The following is a 19,372-nucleotide window of genomic DNA, read 5'->3' as shown; positions in this document are numbered from 1 at the left end:
TTTCACCTGAAGCAAAGATTGCTCAATGGCCCACTCACCAATCTCCACAATCAGCCCGCCCTCTTCTGCCACCGGAATGAACTCGTTTGGCAGGACAAAGCCGCGGGTAGGATGGTTCCAGCGCACCAAGGCCTCGGCCTTGACCACCTCTTGGGTGTTTAGGTCCACAATAGGTTGGAAGTAGAGGCAGAGCTCGTGGTTCTTAATTGCCTTGCGCAGCTCGGACTGGATGGTCAGCTTTTGCATGGCACGGGTATGCATGGAGGCGTTGTATGCCTTGTACGTGCTCCTGCCCGATTCCTTGGCTTGGTAGAGGGCGTTATCGGCATTCTTAAGCAGGGTGGCCGTGTCTTTCCCATCCTGAGGGAAGAGGACAAGCCCCACACTGGTGTTCAGGTGTACCTGCCGCCTACCCATGCGGAAGGATTCCTTGAAGGAAGTGAAAATCTCCTTGATGATCTTCACGGCTTCATCCTGGCCTTTTACCTCTGGCAAGAGGATGAGGAACTCGTCACCACCAAAGCGGGCAACGGTATCAATCGGACGCACATGCTTGGCCAGGCGGCGGCCAACTTCGCTGAGAAGGGCATCCCCTGCATGGTGACCCAAGGAGTCATTAATAATCTTGAACCGGTCCAAATCTAAGAAGATAAGTGCGCCCGGCTTCTTGGTAACCTTTGAGCGGTTTAGCGCCTGTTGTAGGCGGTCTTCCAAAAGGTCGCGGTTTGGGAGGCCCGTCAGGCTGTCGTGCAGGGCCTGGTGCCGCATCTCCTCCTCTGCCGTCTTAGCATCGTGGATATCAGTGCACGTACCAATCCAAGTTGTAATTTCTTTTTTCTCGTTAAACACAGGTACGGCCCGCCCTAAGAACCACCGGTACATTTGGTCCTTAGCCCGCTTCAAACGGTAGGTAATCTCATACGGCGTGCCGCTTTCCAAAGAACGCTTCCACAAAATACGGCTGCGCTCCCAGTCATCTGGGTGCACCGCATCTTCCCGGCCTTTCTCCTGGGTCTTTTCCAGAGATGAGCCGGCGTAGTCCCGCCAGCGGATGTTGCAGTACGTAAATACGCCCTGCGGGTCTGCGGTCCACACCAGCTGCGGCAATGCTTCTGCCAAAAGCCGGAAGCTCTCTTCGCTTTTCCGGAGGTTCTCTTCAATTTCTTTGAGTTCCGTAATGTCTTGGCATGATGCCACGAACATCGAGGGTTCCCCGTTCTCATCAGGTATAACCGATGCTACTCCCTGTACGGTAAGCCAATTCCCCTCCTTATGGCGGAGGCGGAGCTGCACTGGGGACTGACTTCCCGTCACCAACCCCTGGGTCATAGCCTTGCGGGCCGTTTCATGGTCTTCAGGATGGATGAGGCTGAAGGCGTCCACCCCCAGTAGGTCTTCGGGGTCATACCCCGCGACGCGCTCCCAGGAAGGCGAAGCATACACAAACGTCCCGTCTGGGTTGGTCAGGACAACAAGGTCGTTGGAATACTCAACAACAATGCGGAACTTCTGCTTGCTTTCCCGCAGCTCCTCTTCTTGCCCAATTCGCTCAGTTATATCGCGCGAAGTGACCAACACCATGCCTGGCAGGCCGCTCTTTTCCCGAATAAGTGAACCGATACCTTCGACAGTGACATAGTGGCCGTCCTTATGCCGTACCCGCCCCATCGCCGAAATGGGCTTGGAGCTGGTAAGGCACTTTGCCAAATACAGGGTCATGCGACCCTGGTCTTCTGGATGGAACATTTTAATACCGTTGGTACCCACCAGCTCCTCTGGCTTATAGCCTAGGAACCGCTCATGTGAAGGAGAGGCATACAAAACCCTACCACGGATATCCGTGAGCACAACCAAATCATGGGTGTGCTCAAGGACCCGCTGATAGAGATGTTCTGTGTTCAGAGACAGACGCAGCTCTTTTCCCATTAGATGGATACTATACCAAACGCGTCCTGCACGGAAGAGTAGGCCATGGTACGAGAAAAAGGCGGGACCGGAGTCCCGCCTTTTGGTTAAATACTATTACCCGTCTTGCGGTACTGATTGGTATTATTGTCCCCGATCTCCTTGGCCACCGGCTGGTTTGCCGCCTTGCGGCTGGCCTCTTTGGCCTTTTGCTCCATGCGCTTGTACTTCTCGTCCGCCGCAACCAGGAACTGGCGATTACTGTTCTGAAGCTCTTCAGGCATACTCATACGTAACCTCCCTGTTAGCTGATAACACCGCCAGCCTACGCTCGCTCCACCTCGTTTTCAAGCAAACACACAAGTCTACAGCGCGCTTTGGTACGCTGGTAAGTACTCTGCAAAATTAAAGGCCTCCAAGAGTTCACTCAGACCCATGCCCCGCTGCTCTTCGGCTACGTATTTCACCTCTTCCACCGCATCCTCAAAACCCTTGAAGAGCTCCTTTACGGCGCGTTTTGCCTCTGGGGAAAGGCCTTCGAGCTCGGTTTCAAAGCGGGCAAACCGCGTTACGGCAAAATTCTCTTGGGAGTCTATGAATTGGCGGAGGCGAGCTACTATATCCTCTTCTTGCCTCTCATCCAACCCATGCAGGTTGTACATTTTCTCCTTGGTATTCCAAATCTTCCTAAAGATATCTGGGTTGTGCTCCAAGAAAAGCTTGCTCCCCCCTTCAAAGAACGAGTACGGGCCCTCCATGCCTAATCCTCCCAGGTCTGCCAAGGCAATCGCGCGAGGAACCAGGCCGGTCTCTGGAGTAAGGTGTTTTTGGTGTACGCCCTCCTCTTTGTTGTAGCTCACGATAGTACACTCCATGGCGTCAGTCACAATGTCCTCGTCATCGCCGCTAATCAGCTCCTTGCCTGCCTCTTGGTTAACCTCGGTCATCTGCCCAATAAAGGAACGCATCGTCTTCAGCTCGCTCACACCCGGTGCACGGTGGCGTCCCCTGCCTTCTTCCACCTCAGAAAACACCTGGTCCTTGTCATGGACGGCGGCAATGAGTGAGGCAAGGGCAAGGTCCTTGTTCATTGCCTGCTTGTCGCCCTTTTCTGCGCCATATACGGCACGGATGATAGCGGTAGCACGACGCTCCACATCAAGCGCATGCCCCTTGTCGTGAAAATATAACCCTTGTTCCCGAGCATTCTGCTCCATAAGCCCCAGGTTCTTCTGACGCAAGTAGGCGGCAGCCTGTTCAAAGGTTTCTGGAATCGCCTCTACCTCTTCTGTCGGCACCGGTTCAGGCGCAACTTCTTCCGGAACAGCGACGGGCTCCTCTACGGCCTTGGAAGGCGTCTTTGCGTTAATAGCCTGCCACTGCTCCGCAATTTGCTGGGGTGAAAAGATGCCTTTGAGCAAATGGGTAAACAGCTCTTCTTGGATATGCTTAGGGATGAACCGGTCGACGGAGTGTGTCTTCTGCTCTTTGAATTGATTGTATGCATTAAAGAGGCCCTTTTGCGCTTTGGGTGACAAACTGACCAACATAATGTCGCTCACCTCATTCTTTGCGCCCCCTTCGCGGAGCGAGTAATCAATCTGCCCCTGTTTGTGACTCAAATCATCAGCATCCTGCTTCAGGGTAAACTGGATGCCGCTTGCCATTGGCAAAGTATCGTCAACTTCTTCTTCAGTATGTACCCCACGGATGTGGGCATTCTTCTTAATGATGAAGTCTATTTTCTGGGTGACGTCCTGGTAGATGTCGCCCTGCTCAAAAGAAAACTTCAGTTTTGAGTCATGCTGCAAACGGTTAAAGAAGGTGGCAATGACTTTCTCGGCGATAACACCCGGCGGCTCCTGGCTTTTCTCCCGGTCCTCCATGAGGTTCCGGTATGCCTTCTTCTTCAGCCTGTCTACCCGGGCGCTACTCTGTTCGTCCAGGTGGATCTGCTGGTCCAAGCACTGCCTAAGCTGCTGCTTGCTGTCCTCAATAATGTACCGCTTCCGGATAGAGCGGGGCGCGTCGCTGCCGAGGGCGTAGCGAAAGCCCCATTCCATGTTGGCGAGTATCTCTCCCTCAGTTAGCAACTCCTCGCCTTTAGGCGTTTTAACGGCGTAACAGTCGTTGTCCTCGTTATAGACAACCGTGATTGCGTCCCGTGCCGTTTCATAAGGACCAACGTCGGGGTTGTCCACGTCATGGAGGGCTGCGCGCATCTGGCGCATGATCTCTTGTTTTTCTTTTTGGATCTCAAAAATATCGTACTGACTGTCCAAGTCAGCTATGCGTGCCAGCGCATGTTCAGCCAGCGCACGGTCTACATCCTCCTCTACAACTTCCTTTTCATCGGGATCAGTTGCATCTAGCTCGCGCGCGGCAAGTTCATTCACTTTTTGTAAGTGGTGTCGGAAGGCTTCCTGCATGCATTAACTATACACCAGGAAAGCAGGTGCGGCGTACGGGGAAAACTTACATTTAAAGGCTACAGGATTGACAAAAGGCGTACTTTGCTGTATAAATCATCCTGCACGCAAAAAGGAGGTGAACTTATGGGCCATTAGGGCCTTCCAAAAGCGCAGTGAGGCTGTCAAAACTCACTGCGCCGGCGGATATACCCCAAGAGAGTGTGCAATGGAGGTCCCAACAATGGGATGGTAAAACATAGGTTCGGTTATTTGGACAGCAAGACGGCATGCCGCCGCCTCGATCGTCTGTTAGTACCGGACACTGCGTAAACTACGCGGTCATTCACCCACCTAGCCTATTGGCTGGAACCCGGCCCCCTCAACGGAGGGGGCCTTTTCTTTTACTTTTGTTTCCGTGCCTTGGCACCATCCCACGCCAGTTCGAACATCTTTACCAAAGAGTCGGCAAGCTCTGGGCTCTGGATAAGTACGCCAAAGAAGTTGCCGTTGGCGTAGTTAAAGAACTTTACGCCCCAGCCGGAGAAGAGGGTAAGCGTACCCTTAATGTCCAGCTCATCAGGCTTAAACCCAATGGCATCGCGCAGCTGTGTCTTATTGATGGCTTCTGGGATCTGGTTCTCACTCACATACACCACCTGGGAACGGATACCCTTCTGTACCCGGTAGTTCACACTGTCCTTCCTCCGTGCGGGGAAGTTTTTTTGGATAATATCGTGCGGGGTAATGGAATACATGACCGTACCAGGCTCCAGCTGCTCCTCGCCATACTTGTCCAACTCAATGAGGCCGTCTTTGCCTTCGAAATAACGGACGGTTGGCTTGTCAGAACGGTAATTGTAGAGCGCTTCCAGGTTGGCAAGCTGGCTCTTAAGGTCTGCGCGGTGTGCTTCCAACTCAGCAATCTGGCCGTCCACAAGACGTTCCAGTTCGCCAGGATGCGCTGCGCGGAAGGTGGCCCGCTTCCCTTCACCAAGTGCCTTTACCAGGTTCAGCTTTTCCAAACGCTCCAAAACCACGTACATGGTGACGCGCTTAATGCCGGTGGCATCTGCCAATTGCTGGACAGAAGCGCTGCCAAGCTCAAGGAGGGTCAGGTAGGCTGCTGCCTCTTTATCGCTGAGGCCAAGTTGGTGCAGGAGTGGGTTCATATGTGTATTTTTGTATGGATATATTGTAATTCATTACTAGAATTTTATCAAGTACTGACACTATATTTTTCTCATTTTAACCTGTTATTTGTTTAGAAAGTTATGTCTTGTTATAAAACTACTTGACATAATTAGATAAAATGTTATACTGCCGATTGTTCGTTAGGAAGTGAAAAGCGCTCTAGGAGCTGACATCTGCCATATTCCACAAGGCACGACCTCCACGCCACTTCCTAACGAGCGGGACTGAGAACACCTTGTTCTCTCCCCTAAGGCTACGACGGGCACGTAGCCTTACTGGAGAGAAGAAGGATTATGAGAAACAACACCCCAATCGTATGCGCCGTGTCTGAAGTGACCATCAAGGACCCAGCCGAGGTGATTGTTATCACCAAGGTCCCAGAAGACATCGACGGTGCCCCTGCCCTTCTCAACAAGAAGGTATCCAGGGAAGCCTACATGCAGCTTCTGCGGCCGGCAGGATTCCGAGGGTTCAACCTGGCAACCGCCAAGTCGCGTCGGGAGACGCGGCGGACGGAGGAAGCCAAGGTGACCATCGGGAAACTCCTTGCGGCCAAGGGACAAACACTTGTCACCTAGGCCATCTGCGGTTCCAGCATAACGCTGGGCCGTCCCATTGAGCACATAACACGCGTCGTGTGCTCAACCAGGACGGAATTGAAAGCGGCTTGTGCAGCACTTCTTGGGCCACGCGATCTGGCCTGAGAAGTGATGTACAAGTTCGCCTCCCTTACCATCGTCGCCGCCTTGGCCTTCATCCTCACCGGTTGCTCCGACTCGGACTTCGCTCCGCCTCCCTCGCCCATGCTCGGCCTTACCGCCGCCATTGACGAGAAGGTGAAGCAGGCCGAGCCGGAGGGCTTGGTGGCGGGCCCCGCCCTCCAGACGCTGTACACGGCGGGCGCCTACCAGCCCCGCCCCGACCAGCAGATCGACCTCCTGGTCCGCCAGAAGGAGGGCAGCACCCCCAAGACGCTGCTCCTGGAGATCGTGGACCGCCACGGCCGCATCGTGCTTCAGCACCGCATCTCGTTGCACAGACACGAGAGCTCCACCCGCCAGCTGGCGGAGGAGGCGGTGGAGGAGTTCATCCTCGGGTACCGGCGCCCACCGGACATGGACCCGGCTTCTCCCAAGAAGCCCTGACCGCAGGGCAGCGGAATGCTGCCCTACAACCGCAAACCAGGCACCGCAAGGTACCGTATGCCAAAGAACAGACCTGTTCTCCACGCTATTTCGCCGCGAACCAAAACCTGCTCCTACAGTGGCCTGGCAATTACCGCCGGAACCGCCCAGCAGATCGCTGCCTCTCCCCGTGTTAACGCTCTTAAGGGAACGGACGGCCGTTGGCTTACCCAGGGTGACTGGATCCACGGCCCGCACTTCCGTCAAATACTCCGCAAGGCGGGGTACGAGTTCCGCTAGGACAAACTGGAACTCCAAGGCGCAGCAGGTAATCCCCCTTCTGCGCCCCACTCCTGAGGGATTTCTCCCACCAACAACCGTTGGTGGGATTTTTGTAATAAAAAAGTGGCCACGGTGTGTGGCCACTTAGGTTTAACGGAATTCCCGCGCCTGGCGTCGCAGGCTGTCGAGGTAGCTGTTAAGCTCTTCCCGGCGACGCAGCGTGCTCTCTTCGAAAGCCGCAATGCGTGCCTCCGTCCGTCTCAGCTCCGCTTCCAGGTTTTCCCGGCGCTGGGCAATGCGCTGCTCGGTATGGGCCTCGCGAAGCTTTCGCCGTTCCTCCAGCAGCAGCCATCCTTCGATAGTGAGCTGGAAGAGGTTGAACGAGTTAGACGCTACAAAGAGCTCTTGCTCTTCAACCAGGAGGACTTTGAGCCCATTGAGTCCCATCTTGGAGAGATTCGCTCCCCAAACCCGGGCAATGGCACTGTCCAGGACTTCCATGGATACGGTGTCCTTCCGGATTTTTTCAGAATCCAGGAGGGCATCAAAGAGCGCTAGGATGTTCTCACGTTTCCGCCAGAACTTGAACGTCTTTTCCGCCTCCTTGTTGGCAAAGGCTTCTACTTGCTTGAAGCCAGAGCGCATGCCCCTGCCCAACACCGATGCAGGCACCCGCTTGTCAGCGTTGATGACTTCACCGGTACTGTAGATAACCATGCCCTGCTCTGCTGAACCAACCTGCATTTTGGGCTCCGGCCTAAAGCTGGCCATAACCACCTGCGGGCTGTAGTGCTCGTCGGGGACATCTACCTCCAGCCTTCGACATGTCCCTCGGTTACCCGGCTGGGCAATGACATCGAGGACGCTGTAGTTGTAAACGCCGCGTACCGTGAAGAACTTCCGGCCGCCACTTGCACCTGCAAGGTTAGCGCCCCGCATCTTGACGACCCAAATGCCCTGCGTAAAGCCTCGTTCACGTAACTGGGTCTGGACGTAGCGCCCCAGGTTCCCAGGGACGGAAATGCTGTGGTCGCCCTGGCGCTCCACTTTGACGATAGGAAGGAGCTTGGGATCTCCATCCTCTAAGGAACTTCGAAATTTCAACATCCGCAAACCCTCCATATAAGGCGCTGGGATAGTATCACTAAGTATGCAAATAATCAACTCCTAGAGGCAAGAAAAACCCGCTTTCCCAAGAAAGCGGGTGAGATGTTCACAAGCCACGAATTATTTCCTTTACGCCCCACCGCTCAAACCGCCACAGGAGGCGGTCAGGCCGGTTGTGCATGTCCGCACTAAAGCCGTACACGGGAAAGTCTGCTTCTGAGACCTTCCCTTTGGCGTAGTCACTCATCCAACGGAACAGGAGTGATTTCACCCGCCGTAACGTGCCCTCTTCTACCCACAGGAACATACCTTGAGGGTCAATATTCCTATTGGGATGCCTAAGGCAGGAACACCAATCCGTACAGTCTATAAAGGGATAGGCGCAGGTGCCAAAGTACCGGTCACCCAGCTTTTCCCAGATTGTACGGGCTTCTTCCAGAATAAACTTGGCCCACGTGAGGCGGCCAAACACATTCTCGCGGACGTTGAACTCCCCTATGGCAAACTGCATCGCAGGACACTGCTGGCCAAGGCGTTCGTAGTAGTCCAGGAAGATGGGTGCGAGGCCGCGTGCAGGCGGGGCCTTCCCCTCGTGATCCAGGAGCAATTCACAGTGCATATAGTAGTCCAATGCATAGACATCGATATGCGCCGGGTTCTTTCTGAACCACTTCAATTCTTCCCGGTTAAAGCCATACCGCTCAAGCAACTCTGCGTGCCGGGGGTCTGACTCACTAATGAGACCCAGGAAGAGTTCAATTTCCGTGAAACGCCACTCATTGCGGGCCTCTGCCAGATACCGGTTCTTCCTTTTCCGCACCTGGAAGTGCTGGGCGGGGTCTGTATGCATAACCTTCACCCCTCTCTCATGGAGGAAGCGTGACGATGCACAGATAGCCTGTCCCATCTGCTTTATGATCAGCCAGTAGTCAGGCTTATGCCTGTCCCAGTAGCCAACATCGCAGAGGTGCGCCGTGGCACAGGGCTCGTTGATAGGCGTTACCCATTCTATCCAGGGGTAGCGGGCGTAAAACTCACGGACAAATGCCATGAAACGGCCCACAAACTCTGGGTCGGCATAACCATACTTTAGGTATGACGGGATAGCAGTGTGGTGCGCCAGGTCAGCAATGGGTATAAGCCCAAACTCCCGGTACGCAGCCATGTATGCATCCAGCCATTTCCAATCATAACGACCCGGCTCCCGCTCGATGCGGTGCCAAGGAACGGGGCAGCGGACAAAAGTCACACCCGCCTCTTTTACGCGTCGCAGGTCACTCCTAAAGCGCTTGTCGTGCGCCGTAGTAGCGAGAACGTCTTCCGTGCCATCCTGGCGGCACCCGTACACGATCTTCGAGCATTCAAAGCCCGTAAATAGCAACGGGTTCTTGTGCTTTATTTTCTGCATCAGGTTTTCAAGCTCCTTCTCAAACAATAGAGCAGAGTAGCAATAAACGCCGCGGAACAAAACCCTGGAGAACCCACGGTGAAAGAGGTACTGTCTTTCTATGGCCACCGAACAACAAACTGTCGATTTTATCTTGGACCAAGTTGCTGGCGCCGGAACCATGCACTCACGGAAGATGTTTGGCGAGTACGCCCTCTACTGCAATGACAAGGTGGTGGCATTCATTTGCGACAACCAACTCTTTGTAAAACCCTCAGCTGCTGCGGCAGAGTTTGAAGCGGAAACGGAAATGGCCCCAGCCTACCCCGGGTCAAAACTCTACTTCCGGGTACCGGAGGACAAGTGGGAAGACCGGGAGTGGCTGCAACGCTTCATACGGAAGACTGCCGACGCGCTTCCCGCACCTAAGCCCAAGAAATAAAAAAGTGACCGTCCTTTGGGGACGGCCACTAGACACCGGCTTATGCCGGCGAAGAATCTGCCAAGAATGCTTGCAGCTCTTGGCGGGCTGCCGCTTCAGCGCTCAACTCTGACACCGCAGTGCGGGCAGTAGCGAGGGCGCTTTCCACGGGACTGTCAGGCCCAATGGCGCCGTAGACCCTTTCGAGTACATCAGCACCAAGCTCCTGGACGTTCAATGCCCGGCACATACCAGAGAGCGTCAGCCGCTGGTCCTGAAGCTTGTTGAGCTCCAGGCGGACCAGCTGCATTTGGCTTCCTACCGCTTCGTATGCCCGTGCATATTCTTCGTAAGCGGCATTGGCTGCCAGATGCTTGTCGGCTGCCTCTTGGGCTAGCCGTACGTCAGGATGCTTCATCTTGGTTACCCAGCTATCCCGCACCTGCTCCGCATCACGCTTCAGCTCCTCTAGGGTGCCGGCAGCGTAGTATGCGTTGCGGATGTGCTGGATGCGAGGGGCAACCTGCTTCTGCCAGTCGGTGAATATTTCGTCACCTTTCGGCATTACATGACTCCCATCTGACGGACATCGGCTTCATCCAGGTACTTGCCTACGTACACGACGCAGTCTGCGCCGTTCTCGAGCCAGAAGGCGACCATGCAGCGATCCGTAAACGTAGGATCACCGCTAACAAAGTCGGCCCGCATGTCGAAGTACGAGAAGGCCTGTCGCTGGCCTTTGGCCAGGCTTGGCAGATCGTCGGCAAACTGCCCCGTGTCCGAGATGACCGAGGTTCGCTCGATCGTGCTCTGACCTGGGAACTTTCCACCGTCGTTTCGTCCGTACGAACCGTTGATCTTCCAGGCACAGCCGCGGAACGAGTCAATGGATTGATCCAGGACACTCGCCCCGGCCTTGACTCCCTTGAGAAGGGATTCGCGCTCATCGAGAACGGTCTGGGCTTCGCTGCCGCTAATGGGCAACTCGGTCAACAACCGCCACTTGGTAGGCGTCTTCATGAGGAGCATGTCCCCAGAAAGCCAGATGAAGAGCGTGTCTTGGGCACCTTGCGGTGTGAAGACTTTCGCCATTGCCGTGCAAACCACGGTGCGGTCCGCCTGCCAGGAGCCCTCTTTCGAGGCGTTATACGTGGGAACGCTAGTCAGGATCTGACCAGCCTTCACCTCGTCAACTGGAATGGGGGCGCAGGCATCGGCCGAAGGCTCCGGTTCGTCCTCTTCAATGTGGATGACGGCACCGGACGCACGCAGTTGCTTAGACTGCTGGACCATTTTGATGTACGGCTTAAGCTTGCCGGGCCAGAATGTGATGAGCACATAGAGCGCCGCAACCACGATTCCGGCAATGTAGAACATGATCTGAAGACCATGGAATGTAAACCACCAACCAGATTCGAACATATTTAACCTCCGTCCCCAAAGGAACCGCCACCCGGGCCACCAAAAGATCCGCCGCCAGGAGACGAACTGCCTCCGCCGCTGGATCCACTGAAGCCGCCGCCTGAGCTTCCGCCACCAAAGCCGCCGCCCGATGAAGAGCTTGAGCTATCTGAAGAGGTGCTAGGAGGAGGAGGTACATACGTGTCAACTTGACGGTATGCATCCTCAGCTTCGCTCTCTGCAGATTGGTACTTTTCGAGTGCCGTTATAGGGTCACTCGACTCACGCAGCCGCGCAGTATTGTAGTAGTCTCGTGCGTCGTCCAGTGTGGACTCTGCCCTGTGCTGACTATTCTCGCTCCGCCACTGATTAATGTGGGATTGGGCACGAGAAATTGCCGAGTCTGCATCGGAACGGTACGAACTCATGTTCGCAACAGCACTGCGGATCTTTCGATCGAATGCGTGCGTGTGTTCGATAACCGTTTCAATGGCGTTAAGCCTGCTTCGCACCCGCTCCAAGAGAGCGCGTGCTCCCTCAAAGTCTTGGACTTCCATGCCGTTCAGGCGGTTGACCTCGATGAGGCCGTCCACCAGTGACTGCATTTCGTTCTGTGCGTTGCGCAACCCTTGGGCAAACCCGCGTCTCTGGTACACAGCGTAGTTCTCTATGCGAGAAACTGCCGCGTATGCCGAGCTGAACGAGTTGAGGATTGTCTGATGTTCCGAACGGGTCGTACCCGAAAGTTGGGCCACCGTTTCGTGAAGCCGTGGCGCCCGATCTGCAAGGGAGTTGGACTGCGTAAGGAGGTCGCGGGAGTCAACGCCGATCTTGTAGATCTGGACGTAGTCTGGCCGCTGGTCCCTAGAGTCAATGGTCCCTAACAAACGCTTTACGTTGCCTGCACGGCTGCGAAGCTGGTTGATGACCTGCTCTGCATCAGTGAAGTGGCCTCGGCGGTAGCCTTGGCCGACGTAGCTCTCAATCCGGCTTGTGGCACTCCCAATGTCGCGACGTATGTTCGTCTCAACTTGTGGGTACGCAGCAAGGGCGGTATTGAGGTCGGCGATTGTGGTGCTGATCGAAGTGACCTGGGCGCCCACACCACCAGTGACAAGCCGCGCATGGGCGGTTGCTTGGGCCATCCGGAACGGGCTTTGCTCGTCCGGAACTTGCTCAAGCGCAGTCTTTTCCTGCTCGAGTGCATCGAGAAGATTCTGCACCGAAAGACCTTCGGTGTACTTGGGGTGCGTTTTCTTTGCACCCAGAATCTCCAGGTGGAGCCCATAAAGAAGCTCGTCGTACATTTTGGCGACTAGTCCGACTTGCGTCGCGTATGCGCGCTCAATTGCCGTGTTGGAAAGGTATTTAACCCCAACGCAGCACTGAACGGCAATGAATAGTGCCAAAAACAGCTTAGGCAAACTCGTTCGAGTCAGCATTTTGTTTTTGTATCCTCCAGAGTTGTCAAACTACTTCCCAGAGCTAAAAAGCCAATTTAGGATGTGCGCAGTTTATACCACAAAACCGCCCTTTTGTCAAGGTTAAAGCCCCTCTGCCCAACCTGTTAGGCGGCGATTCCCTCGGCCCGGCGGAAGTCCTGTATCAAGGCAGTGCCGCAGGAAAGTTTTTTAGCCAGCGGCCCCTTGGGGTCTACCGCGCGCCAGAAGGGCATCACCTTGCCCTGAGGAACGCCATTCCCCATCTGTTCCAGGGCTACTTCTGTGGCAATACGCAAGAAGATGCTGGTGGTTAGCGGGCATGTCCCCTCTGCGCCATGCTGCTTTGCCAAGCCTGCCCGAAGCTCCTTCATGGTTAAGGCAGTACCCCGTGGGATGCTCCTGACGTATGCCTCAACCTCAGCCGGAGTGGATATCAGCATGGTTGAACCCGCTTTCAAATCTGAGAAGTCCTTGTCCAGTGTTTCCACCACTGGTTCCTTGCTGGTGTCATACTTCTGTTGCCAGGTCTTAGCCATGGTGGGAATTTTTCCTTTCCGAAAAACTGCGTTTTGCGCGAAATAGACGCGCAAAGCCGATCATTTTTCTCCAAGGAAAAATTCCCTGGCAGTGTATCGGTTAAGATTAAAATAGAATTCAGGTATATTTGCATCATACTAGGTCAACTACGGAATAAGGAACATCCACTATGAAGATAGCTATTGCCGGGTTAGGACGCATGGGAGGCCAGATTGCCCGCAAACTCCATGAAGGCGGTCACACGGTCATTGCCCACAACCGGAGCCACGACCCAATTAACGAAATGAAGGCCTTGGGTGCCGTGGCAGCTTACACCAAAGAGGAAGTTGTAACCGCTTTTGGTGGGGACCAAGTCGTAGTGTGGATCATGGTTCCTTCGGACGTCGTGGACACGGAACTGGATGCCTGGCTTGCCCTCGTCCCTAATGACAGCATCATTATTGATGGTGGGAATTCCGATTTCCGACTCACCCGCGAGCGGGCCAAAAAAGTAGCGGCGGCCGGTTCCAACCTGTTAGACATTGGAACAAGCGGCGGAGTTTGGGGCTACAAGAACGGTTTTTCTATGATGGTCGGTGGGGATGCGGCCTCGTACAAGGCTGTCACATCGCCCCTCGATGTACTCTCTCTACCCCACGGCGGACACCAACATTTTGGCGAAAGCGGCTCCGGCCACTACGTGAAAATGGTACACAACGCCATTGAGTACGGCATGATGGAAAGCCTGGCCGAAGGCTACCGCATTTTGAAAGAAGGGCCTTACAAAGACCTCGATTTGGTAGCGGCTGGCGATATCTGGCAGAAGCGGAGCGTCATCACATCCTGGCTCAACGAACTGACTAGGGACGCCCTAAAGGCCAACCCTACCCTGGACGGCATTGACGGGCATGTAGCTGAATCTGGTGAAGCACGGTGGACCCTTGAGGTGGCTAAGGAACTCGGCATTGAAATGCCCTCTATCCAGGCCTCATTTGATGTCCGCCTTGCCTCGCAACAAGGTAAAACCAACTTCGCCACCAAGCTCTTGGCTGCCATGCGCAACGCCTTTGGTGGGCACACGCTCAATAAGTAGTAGAAGAGCGCTACCAGATTGACAAACGGGGTGATTTAGCGTATATTCACCCCTGTTCGTTGGAGGTTTGAAAACATGTTCAACAAAAGCAAAGTCTCGTCTGATCTGGAAGTTGCCAAGAAGGCAGCTGTTGGTGCGATCAAAGGCACTGGCTACCTTACGGTGATCGTAGCAGTCGTCTTCATCGTCTGCGCCATCCTCTTCTACGCAGGGAACTTCCTCGGCATTGGCCTGGAAGTCCTCGGTGATATCATCGCCCTCGTCGCAGTGGGCTACGGCATTGTCTGGCTCATCGCCAGCGACCTGGAAGACGTCCTGCACAATCCCCCCTACTTCTGGGGAGCAATCGCGGCCTTCCTTGTCATCCTCATCTGGTTCAGGGCCTGGGTTCCGCCCCTTCTCATCATCCTGGCACTCCGCTTGCTAGCCAGCCGGTGGATTGACACCCAAGACCAGCGGGAGACCTTTGGGGTGCTCTGCGCCTGCGTCCTTCTGCTTGTCCCGCAAGCCCTTGCCCTGTACGCACTCCGGCCCATCCGCCGGACGTTTATAGGCTACCGCACTTCCTTCAACGCCACCCTAGGCGATCAGGAAGCTACCAAAGACTACCTTCCCTACCCGGGAGAGGTCGAGTGGCTTGGGGACAACGAGATCCTCAACGCCCGCGACGAGGCAACACGCCGCTGGGGCCTCACCCCCATCTACCAGAAGTGGTGGTACTCCGGACGCTACGACCGGCTGAGTATCAACAATCTCTACATCCTCAACCCGTTCCGCCTCTTCGAGGACCCTGACAATATGGGTCAGAAGGCGGTGGACGAGAAGCCGGACCGAGACTACAGCTACTAAGGCCCACGTTGAACGAGAACCTCAACTCACTGACCCGCACCCACAAGGTGCGGGTTTTCTTATACAAAAGAGACCGCCTTCCGGCGGTCTCTTTTTAGTACTCGGCCTTAGCGGCGGAGCAACCCACCCCACTCAACCAAGGTAAACCCATGACGAGGCACTGCGCTCAACTTCTGCGCAGGAAGCGCAATAGGAACTTCTAGGCCTTCGTAATCAAGGAAGACGCGGATGCTGGTGTCTGGCTTAGGAGAAACAGTCAGCGGGGCCAACTCATCCATCTCACGGGTGTTCAACCAGGAAACACGGGTGTATGGGGTTGTAGGCATTTCTGGCATCCAGAACTCAAGGAAGTCAGCGGTCTCTTGGGCATTCAAGCCAAGCTGCTTCAGGTGGTCACGCAAGGTGGCTTCTATATTTGCAGTCTTTACTACAAAGCCTTTGGTGATTTCAGGGTATGAACCATGCCCAGTACCTTCCCAGAAGAGGTTTGGATACTCAGCACCATTACCCATGACAAGCGTGCCGTTTGGATGGGCGGTAACGTTCCAGCCGTTGTTGTAGGCCGGCTCGGAAACAGTCACATTTGCACCAACCTTTACGGAAACCGGGGTTGTCTCAGTTGGGTAGAGGTACACAACTGGTTTGCCACACTCTGCATTCACACCGTAGGTGGTGTTGGTAATGACTACGAGGCGGTTCAGGCCGTCTTTGTAGACAACCAACCCGTGCTTTGCCTGCCACTCTTCAACGGTAATCTTTACGTTGTCACCCTTGGCCTGGTCGTAGTACTCGCCATTCATGGCTTCGTAGTAGCTCTTTACGATAGCGTTGTTGTTATCGGTAAAGCCGTACAGTGTCTCACCCTTGCTAGTAGTACCTACTGCCGCGAGGCCATCCAGGCTGCCGCTGGCAATAATGGTAATGCCACGGGCGTGGCCACAACCGCTGGAACCATCAATACGGAAAGTGTCGCTGTTTTTCTTACCGTCTTTCCAAGTGGCCTGAAGCACGCTGTCATCGGTGATGAAGGTGCGTGGCAGGTCGTAGTAAACTACCAGCCCGTCAAACCGACGAAGAACCAAGGCGCTGTAGACCGTGTCACCGCTGCCGTTAGTCTCATGGTAGACATCGCCATACGGAGTCTCATCAATCTTGGTGTCCGTTCGCTTGGCACCATCCACTTCTTCACGGAAATCAAACATCGCCTGTGAGAAGTACTGCGCAGACAAGTCAGCAGTAACGCCATCTACGGTGAGTTTTTCCGGCTCAGTGATAGACGCGTACTTCTTGGTAGCGTTCTCAGTGACTGCACCCTTCTTTAGCGGAAGCTCATACTCATACTTGCCATTATCGTCATAGAGCATGGAGGAGTTAGCCTTGATCAGGTCGTAAGAGCTGGCGCCCGTCTTAAGGAGCGTCATGTTCGCCGTTCCACCAAGGCCTAGGGCTGGGCCAAACATGAGGATAATATCCTGTGTGCCGTCAGTACCCACCTTGTACGCAATATTTTCTGCGTTAGCCAGGGCCGCTGTCTCATACACTTCCCCTTTGTCAAAAATTGCGGGCGCGCTTGCCAACTTTTCAGGCTTACTGAGCCAGGTCACATTCGCATCAGTCACTTTGGCCACTGGTGTGGCGGTAGCGGCAGGCGTGGCAGTAGCCTCTGCGGTAGCCGTTGGGCTAGGCGTAGGCGTCGCACTATCTGGATTGTTTTTGTAGTATTGGTACCCCGTTAGCGCCCCTGCCACAATGACTATGGCAAGCCCCCCTAACAAAATTGGGCTTATTTTGTGCTCTGGCATTTGAAAGCAATTCGCTTGTTCTTATGTAATGGTATCAACGGAGTGGCAGCTGTAACAATACACCCGCCTTAGTCTCTCGGGTAAATCCAAGGAAAGGTTGGTAGAGCTCTTCCAAAATTGCGGCCTTCCGCGCGCTGCGTGTGAACCCTGGCTGCAGGTCCTTGCCCTGGGTTGGCAAAGCAAAGATTGTCACACCGTTTTCCGTAAACTCACCAGCCAGCACCAGGCCTTGCTGGGTCTCTGCGGAAAACTCTTGGTCAAAGACAAAGTTGCCAAGTGAATAAAAGATGGGCTTGCCATTGTAGAGCTCCGTGTCCTGCACCACATGGGGGTGTGAACCCACTACCATGTCTGCCCCGGCGTCCATCCAGGCGTGGGCCAAGGCTGCCTGCATGGGCGAATGGTTCGCTTCATATTCAATGCCCCAATGCGGGAACACCAAGACCCGGTCTGCAGGGTTCCCCTTGAGCCGCTTGATAAGCGGGGTCAAATCTGGCGCAGCCGTAATGGCATGCACGCTTACGACATGGAGGTTAAGGCCCTCCCCCTTGATGGTAATGGTGCGCACGGTATCCACGTCACTTGGCCCACCCACCTGCTGAATCCCTGCCTTGTCCAAAAGGTCCCTCGTAGCGGACAACCCTTCGGCGCCCTGGTTAAACGTATGGTTGTTTGCCAGGCTCACCGCGTTTACATGGGCAAAATCCAAGGCACTCACCGTCTCGGGCGGGAAATGAAAGGAAAAGCTGTCGGCAGGGGCAGGGACAACAGGGGTAGCACTAATGGGACCCTCCAAATTCAAAAGGGACAGGTCGGTCCCCCAAAATGTCCGCGGCCCCAGGGTGGCAAAAACATTCTTCAAGTCTTTACCCGGGTAGAGCGATGCGACCCCCCGGTCAAACATGGCATCGCCTCCCATTAGGAAGGAAACGCTTTTCTGAGGCACTGTGCGCTCGCCCATCTCATACCAGCCAAAGATGTGGGTAGTGGTCTCAATGTCGGGGTCGGCAATGAGTTCTCCGGAGTTGGTGTGGGCAAACTCCGAGAAACGCTTGGCGCCAAAGTGGTCAGACCAGCGTATAAGGAGGCTGAGACACACGCCACAGTCCACCTCTGCCTTGCTGAGTACTGCTTCCTTGTCACCATTTTGGAGAAGGCGGCGGGTGAGCGAATCGTGGAGGTTGGCCAGTATGGCTGGTTGGTAATGGGAAAAATCAACGGAGGCTACCAGGAGGCAGTTCTCACATGTCTCCACCAGTGCCGTGAAAACCTGGTTTATCTGGCTTTCGGTCGCCCCCTCTTTTACGATAAGCGGCACTATTGAGGCATCGGGGAAATTCTTTTCGATATCACTAAGGACAAGCCGCACGCCGTGCTCATTGGTGAAACTTTCACTCTCTTCACGCACGCCGGCCTGGAGCAGGCGGTTGATAACCTGCATGTTAGGGGCAATCTCCCCTTCGTTCAGTGTCCAAGTCCTAGTACTTGCCTGTACAACACCTACTCCTGAGTTGTAGTGGTTGGGTGACACCAAAATTACCGTGGCCGGGCTTACCCCGCGCTTGTGAATCTCCGCAAAGAGCTGCGCCCGCTTTTCTTTGACGATGTCGTGGTGCGGCACTACTATCCCCGTAATAAGCCTACCCTGCGTCCGGTTTGGCGCCTGCGCAACAATAACAATAGCCAGCGCCGTTATGCCGATAACGAAACTGGTCAGCGCAATGAAGGAGAGGGTGCGTTTAGTATCCAAAGGGGTGGGTTACCCCTTCATTCTACGCTGCTTTGTGACAGTCAAACTACGTGGTGGCTGAAAACACTTGTGGCAACGGGCTTCGTAACTGACGTTTTCCTGTTTTCCTTCTGGGAGTACCTCCTTCTCCTCACCCCGCGAAGGCTTGCCATCAATAAGCCGCTGACTGAACCGGGCCAACCCGCCACATGCATCGCACACCGTGGTGTACTTATGTACCGTATCGGCCATTGCCAGCAGTTCCGCCATGGGTCCAAACGGCAAGCCACGGAAATCCAAGTCCAAGCCAGATACTACAACATCAGCCTGCATAAGCACTTCCCTGATTGTGGCGGGAAAGCCGCTTTCTAAGAACTGCACCTCATCCACCAAGACAAGGGTAGTTTCCGGTTTAAGCGCGGCCAAAATGTCGGCACCGCTTCCTACAAGGGAAGCCGGGATGCAAACATTGCCAAAACGGGTACATATGATGGGATCCGCATGCCTGGTGTCCACACTTGGCCTGAACGCCTGCACCGTCCGCCTAGAGGCTTGGGCGTGCAAATAGGCTTGGATGAGATGGAGTGTTTTGGCCGCCTTCATGGGGCCGGTATGCACAGTGAGGAGGTGGCGGTACTTCTTTGCAGGCATGGGGGTTGGTTACTTTTTTCAGCATAGCCCATCCATAAGAAAAAAGTGCTGAATATAAAAA

General features: G+C 54.7%; 19 protein-coding genes. 6 read left to right on the top strand and 13 right to left on the bottom strand.

What is annotated here, in order from left to right; all coding sequences use genetic code 11:
* The 4 genes from VLA04_05035 to VLA04_05020 all read right to left on the bottom strand — a co-directional run.
* The coding region (locus VLA04_05035) for a PAS domain S-box protein (GenBank protein ID HSI21031.1) at positions 1-1,926 on the bottom strand (1,926 nt) is incomplete at its 3' end.
* Between the two features lie 86 nt (positions 1,927-2,012).
* The gene (locus VLA04_05030; GenBank protein HSI21030.1) at positions 2,013-2,189 is read right to left on the bottom strand and encodes a hypothetical protein; all 177 of its coding nucleotides are present in this window, start codon (positions 2,187-2,189) and stop codon (positions 2,013-2,015) included.
* An 81-nt stretch (positions 2,190-2,270) separates the two neighbouring features.
* Positions 2,271-4,334, bottom strand: coding sequence for a hypothetical protein (locus tag VLA04_05025; GenBank protein HSI21029.1), 2,064 nt, complete (start codon positions 4,332-4,334; stop codon positions 2,271-2,273).
* 383 nt (positions 4,335-4,717) lie between these two features.
* Positions 4,718-5,485, bottom strand: a complete 768-nt coding sequence (locus VLA04_05020; GenBank protein HSI21028.1) for a helix-turn-helix domain-containing protein — start codon at positions 5,483-5,485, stop codon at positions 4,718-4,720.
* A 315-nt stretch (positions 5,486-5,800) separates the two neighbouring features.
* Here VLA04_05020 and VLA04_05015 point away from each other — a divergent pair, with 315 nt between their 5' ends.
* The 3 genes from VLA04_05015 (at position 5,801) to VLA04_05005 (ending at position 6,931) form a co-directional block, all read left to right on the top strand.
* Positions 5,801-6,085 carry a hypothetical protein gene (locus tag VLA04_05015; protein ID HSI21027.1) on the top strand — a complete coding sequence of 95 codons (285 nt, stop codon included), beginning with the start codon at positions 5,801-5,803 and terminating at the stop codon, positions 6,083-6,085.
* A 132-nt stretch (positions 6,086-6,217) separates the two neighbouring features.
* Positions 6,218-6,652 (top strand): hypothetical protein, encoded by a 435-nt coding sequence (locus VLA04_05010; protein HSI21026.1) that lies wholly within the window; start codon positions 6,218-6,220, stop codon positions 6,650-6,652.
* A 57-nt stretch (positions 6,653-6,709) separates the two neighbouring features.
* Positions 6,710-6,931: a hypothetical protein gene (locus VLA04_05005; protein ID HSI21025.1), complete on the top strand. Its 222-nt coding sequence runs from the start codon at positions 6,710-6,712 to the stop codon at positions 6,929-6,931.
* Positions 6,932-7,063: 132 nt separating this feature from the next.
* On the opposite strand, the gene VLA04_05000 is transcribed toward VLA04_05005, so the two are convergent.
* Together VLA04_05000 and VLA04_04995 are read right to left on the bottom strand one after the other, a co-directional pair.
* A complete protein-coding gene (locus VLA04_05000; protein ID HSI21024.1) occupies positions 7,064-8,020 on the bottom strand; it encodes a hypothetical protein in 957 nt (318 codons plus the stop codon).
* Between the two features lie 106 nt (positions 8,021-8,126).
* Positions 8,127-9,455: a beta-galactosidase gene (locus VLA04_04995; GenBank protein ID HSI21023.1), complete on the bottom strand. Its 1,329-nt coding sequence runs from the start codon at positions 9,453-9,455 to the stop codon at positions 8,127-8,129.
* Between the two features lie 73 nt (positions 9,456-9,528).
* Between VLA04_04995 and VLA04_04990 the strand changes: the two genes are divergently transcribed.
* Complete coding sequence (locus VLA04_04990; GenBank protein ID HSI21022.1) at positions 9,529-9,849, top strand: TfoX/Sxy family protein; 321 nt, start codon at positions 9,529-9,531, stop codon at positions 9,847-9,849.
* A gap of 40 nt (positions 9,850-9,889) precedes the next feature.
* Here VLA04_04990 and VLA04_04985 read toward each other — a convergent pair whose 3' ends face one another.
* The 4 genes from VLA04_04985 to VLA04_04970 all read right to left on the bottom strand — a co-directional run bounded on the left by VLA04_04985 (position 9,890) and on the right by VLA04_04970 (position 13,207).
* Positions 9,890-10,393, bottom strand: a complete 504-nt coding sequence (locus tag VLA04_04985) for a hypothetical protein (protein ID HSI21021.1) — start codon at positions 10,391-10,393, stop codon at positions 9,890-9,892.
* A complete protein-coding gene (locus VLA04_04980) occupies positions 10,393-11,250 on the bottom strand; it encodes a hypothetical protein (GenBank protein ID HSI21020.1) in 858 nt (285 codons plus the stop codon). Before VLA04_04980 ends, VLA04_04985 begins: the two co-directional genes overlap by 1 nt.
* A 2-nt stretch (positions 11,251-11,252) precedes the next feature.
* Complete coding sequence (locus tag VLA04_04975) at positions 11,253-12,671, bottom strand: hypothetical protein (GenBank protein HSI21019.1); 1,419 nt, start codon at positions 12,669-12,671, stop codon at positions 11,253-11,255.
* A 125-nt stretch (positions 12,672-12,796) separates the two neighbouring features.
* The gene (locus VLA04_04970) at positions 12,797-13,207 is read right to left on the bottom strand and encodes a hypothetical protein (protein ID HSI21018.1); all 411 of its coding nucleotides are present in this window, start codon (positions 13,205-13,207) and stop codon (positions 12,797-12,799) included.
* Positions 13,208-13,377: 170 nt separating this feature from the next.
* Here VLA04_04970 and VLA04_04965 point away from each other — a divergent pair, with 170 nt between their 5' ends.
* Positions 13,378-14,280: an NADP-dependent phosphogluconate dehydrogenase gene (locus VLA04_04965; GenBank protein ID HSI21017.1), complete on the top strand. Its 903-nt coding sequence runs from the start codon at positions 13,378-13,380 to the stop codon at positions 14,278-14,280.
* A 75-nt stretch (positions 14,281-14,355) separates the two neighbouring features.
* Complete coding sequence (locus VLA04_04960) at positions 14,356-15,129, top strand: hypothetical protein (protein HSI21016.1); 774 nt, start codon at positions 14,356-14,358, stop codon at positions 15,127-15,129.
* A 107-nt stretch (positions 15,130-15,236) separates the two neighbouring features.
* Here VLA04_04960 and VLA04_04955 read toward each other — a convergent pair whose 3' ends face one another.
* From VLA04_04955 to VLA04_04945, 3 genes are read right to left on the bottom strand one after another with little or no spacing between them, the layout of a single operon-like run.
* Complete coding sequence (locus VLA04_04955; GenBank protein HSI21015.1) at positions 15,237-16,931, bottom strand: hypothetical protein; 1,695 nt, start codon at positions 16,929-16,931, stop codon at positions 15,237-15,239.
* A 34-nt stretch (positions 16,932-16,965) separates the two neighbouring features.
* Positions 16,966-18,681: an AmmeMemoRadiSam system protein B gene (amrB, locus tag VLA04_04950; protein ID HSI21014.1), complete on the bottom strand. Its 1,716-nt coding sequence runs from the start codon at positions 18,679-18,681 to the stop codon at positions 16,966-16,968.
* Positions 18,682-18,690: 9 nt separating this feature from the next.
* Positions 18,691-19,311, bottom strand: a complete 621-nt coding sequence (locus VLA04_04945; GenBank protein ID HSI21013.1) for a thymidine kinase — start codon at positions 19,309-19,311, stop codon at positions 18,691-18,693.
* Between the last annotated feature and the right edge of the window lie 61 nt (positions 19,312-19,372).

Source organism: Verrucomicrobiia bacterium (genome assembly GCA_035460805.1).
Lineage (GTDB): Bacteria > Patescibacteriota > UBA1384 > CAILIB01 > CAILIB01 > DATHWI01.
This window is presented reverse-complemented; position numbering and strand designations above follow the sequence as displayed.

Excerpts from the sequence above, each read along its gene's own strand:
- VLA04_05015 (HSI21027.1), top strand. The coding sequence starts at position 5,801 with ATGAGAAACAACACCCCAATCGTATGCGCCGTGTCTGAAGTGACCATC.
- VLA04_04990 (HSI21022.1), top strand. The coding sequence starts at position 9,529 with ATGGCCACCGAACAACAAACTGTCGATTTTATCTTGGACCAAGTTGCT.
- VLA04_04980 (HSI21020.1), bottom strand. The coding sequence starts at position 11,250 with ATGTTCGAATCTGGTTGGTGGTTTACATTCCATGGTCTTCAGATCATG.
- VLA04_05025 (HSI21029.1), bottom strand. The coding sequence starts at position 4,334 with ATGCAGGAAGCCTTCCGACACCACTTACAAAAAGTGAATGAACTTGCC.
- VLA04_04970 (HSI21018.1), bottom strand. The coding sequence starts at position 13,207 with ATGGCTAAGACCTGGCAACAGAAGTATGACACCAGCAAGGAACCAGTG.
- VLA04_05010 (HSI21026.1), top strand. The coding sequence starts at position 6,218 with ATGTACAAGTTCGCCTCCCTTACCATCGTCGCCGCCTTGGCCTTCATC.
- VLA04_05020 (HSI21028.1), bottom strand. The coding sequence starts at position 5,485 with ATGAACCCACTCCTGCACCAACTTGGCCTCAGCGATAAAGAGGCAGCA.
- VLA04_04975 (HSI21019.1), bottom strand. The coding sequence starts at position 12,671 with ATGCTGACTCGAACGAGTTTGCCTAAGCTGTTTTTGGCACTATTCATT.
- VLA04_04965 (HSI21017.1), top strand. The coding sequence starts at position 13,378 with ATGAAGATAGCTATTGCCGGGTTAGGACGCATGGGAGGCCAGATTGCC.
- VLA04_05030 (HSI21030.1), bottom strand. The coding sequence starts at position 2,189 with ATGCCTGAAGAGCTTCAGAACAGTAATCGCCAGTTCCTGGTTGCGGCG.
- VLA04_04955 (HSI21015.1), bottom strand. The coding sequence starts at position 16,931 with ATGCCAGAGCACAAAATAAGCCCAATTTTGTTAGGGGGGCTTGCCATA.
- VLA04_04945 (HSI21013.1), bottom strand. The coding sequence starts at position 19,311 with ATGCCTGCAAAGAAGTACCGCCACCTCCTCACTGTGCATACCGGCCCC.
- VLA04_04985 (HSI21021.1), bottom strand. The coding sequence starts at position 10,393 with ATGCCGAAAGGTGACGAAATATTCACCGACTGGCAGAAGCAGGTTGCC.
- VLA04_05005 (HSI21025.1), top strand. The coding sequence starts at position 6,710 with ATGCCAAAGAACAGACCTGTTCTCCACGCTATTTCGCCGCGAACCAAA.
- VLA04_04960 (HSI21016.1), top strand. The coding sequence starts at position 14,356 with ATGTTCAACAAAAGCAAAGTCTCGTCTGATCTGGAAGTTGCCAAGAAG.
- VLA04_05000 (HSI21024.1), bottom strand. The coding sequence starts at position 8,020 with ATGTTGAAATTTCGAAGTTCCTTAGAGGATGGAGATCCCAAGCTCCTT.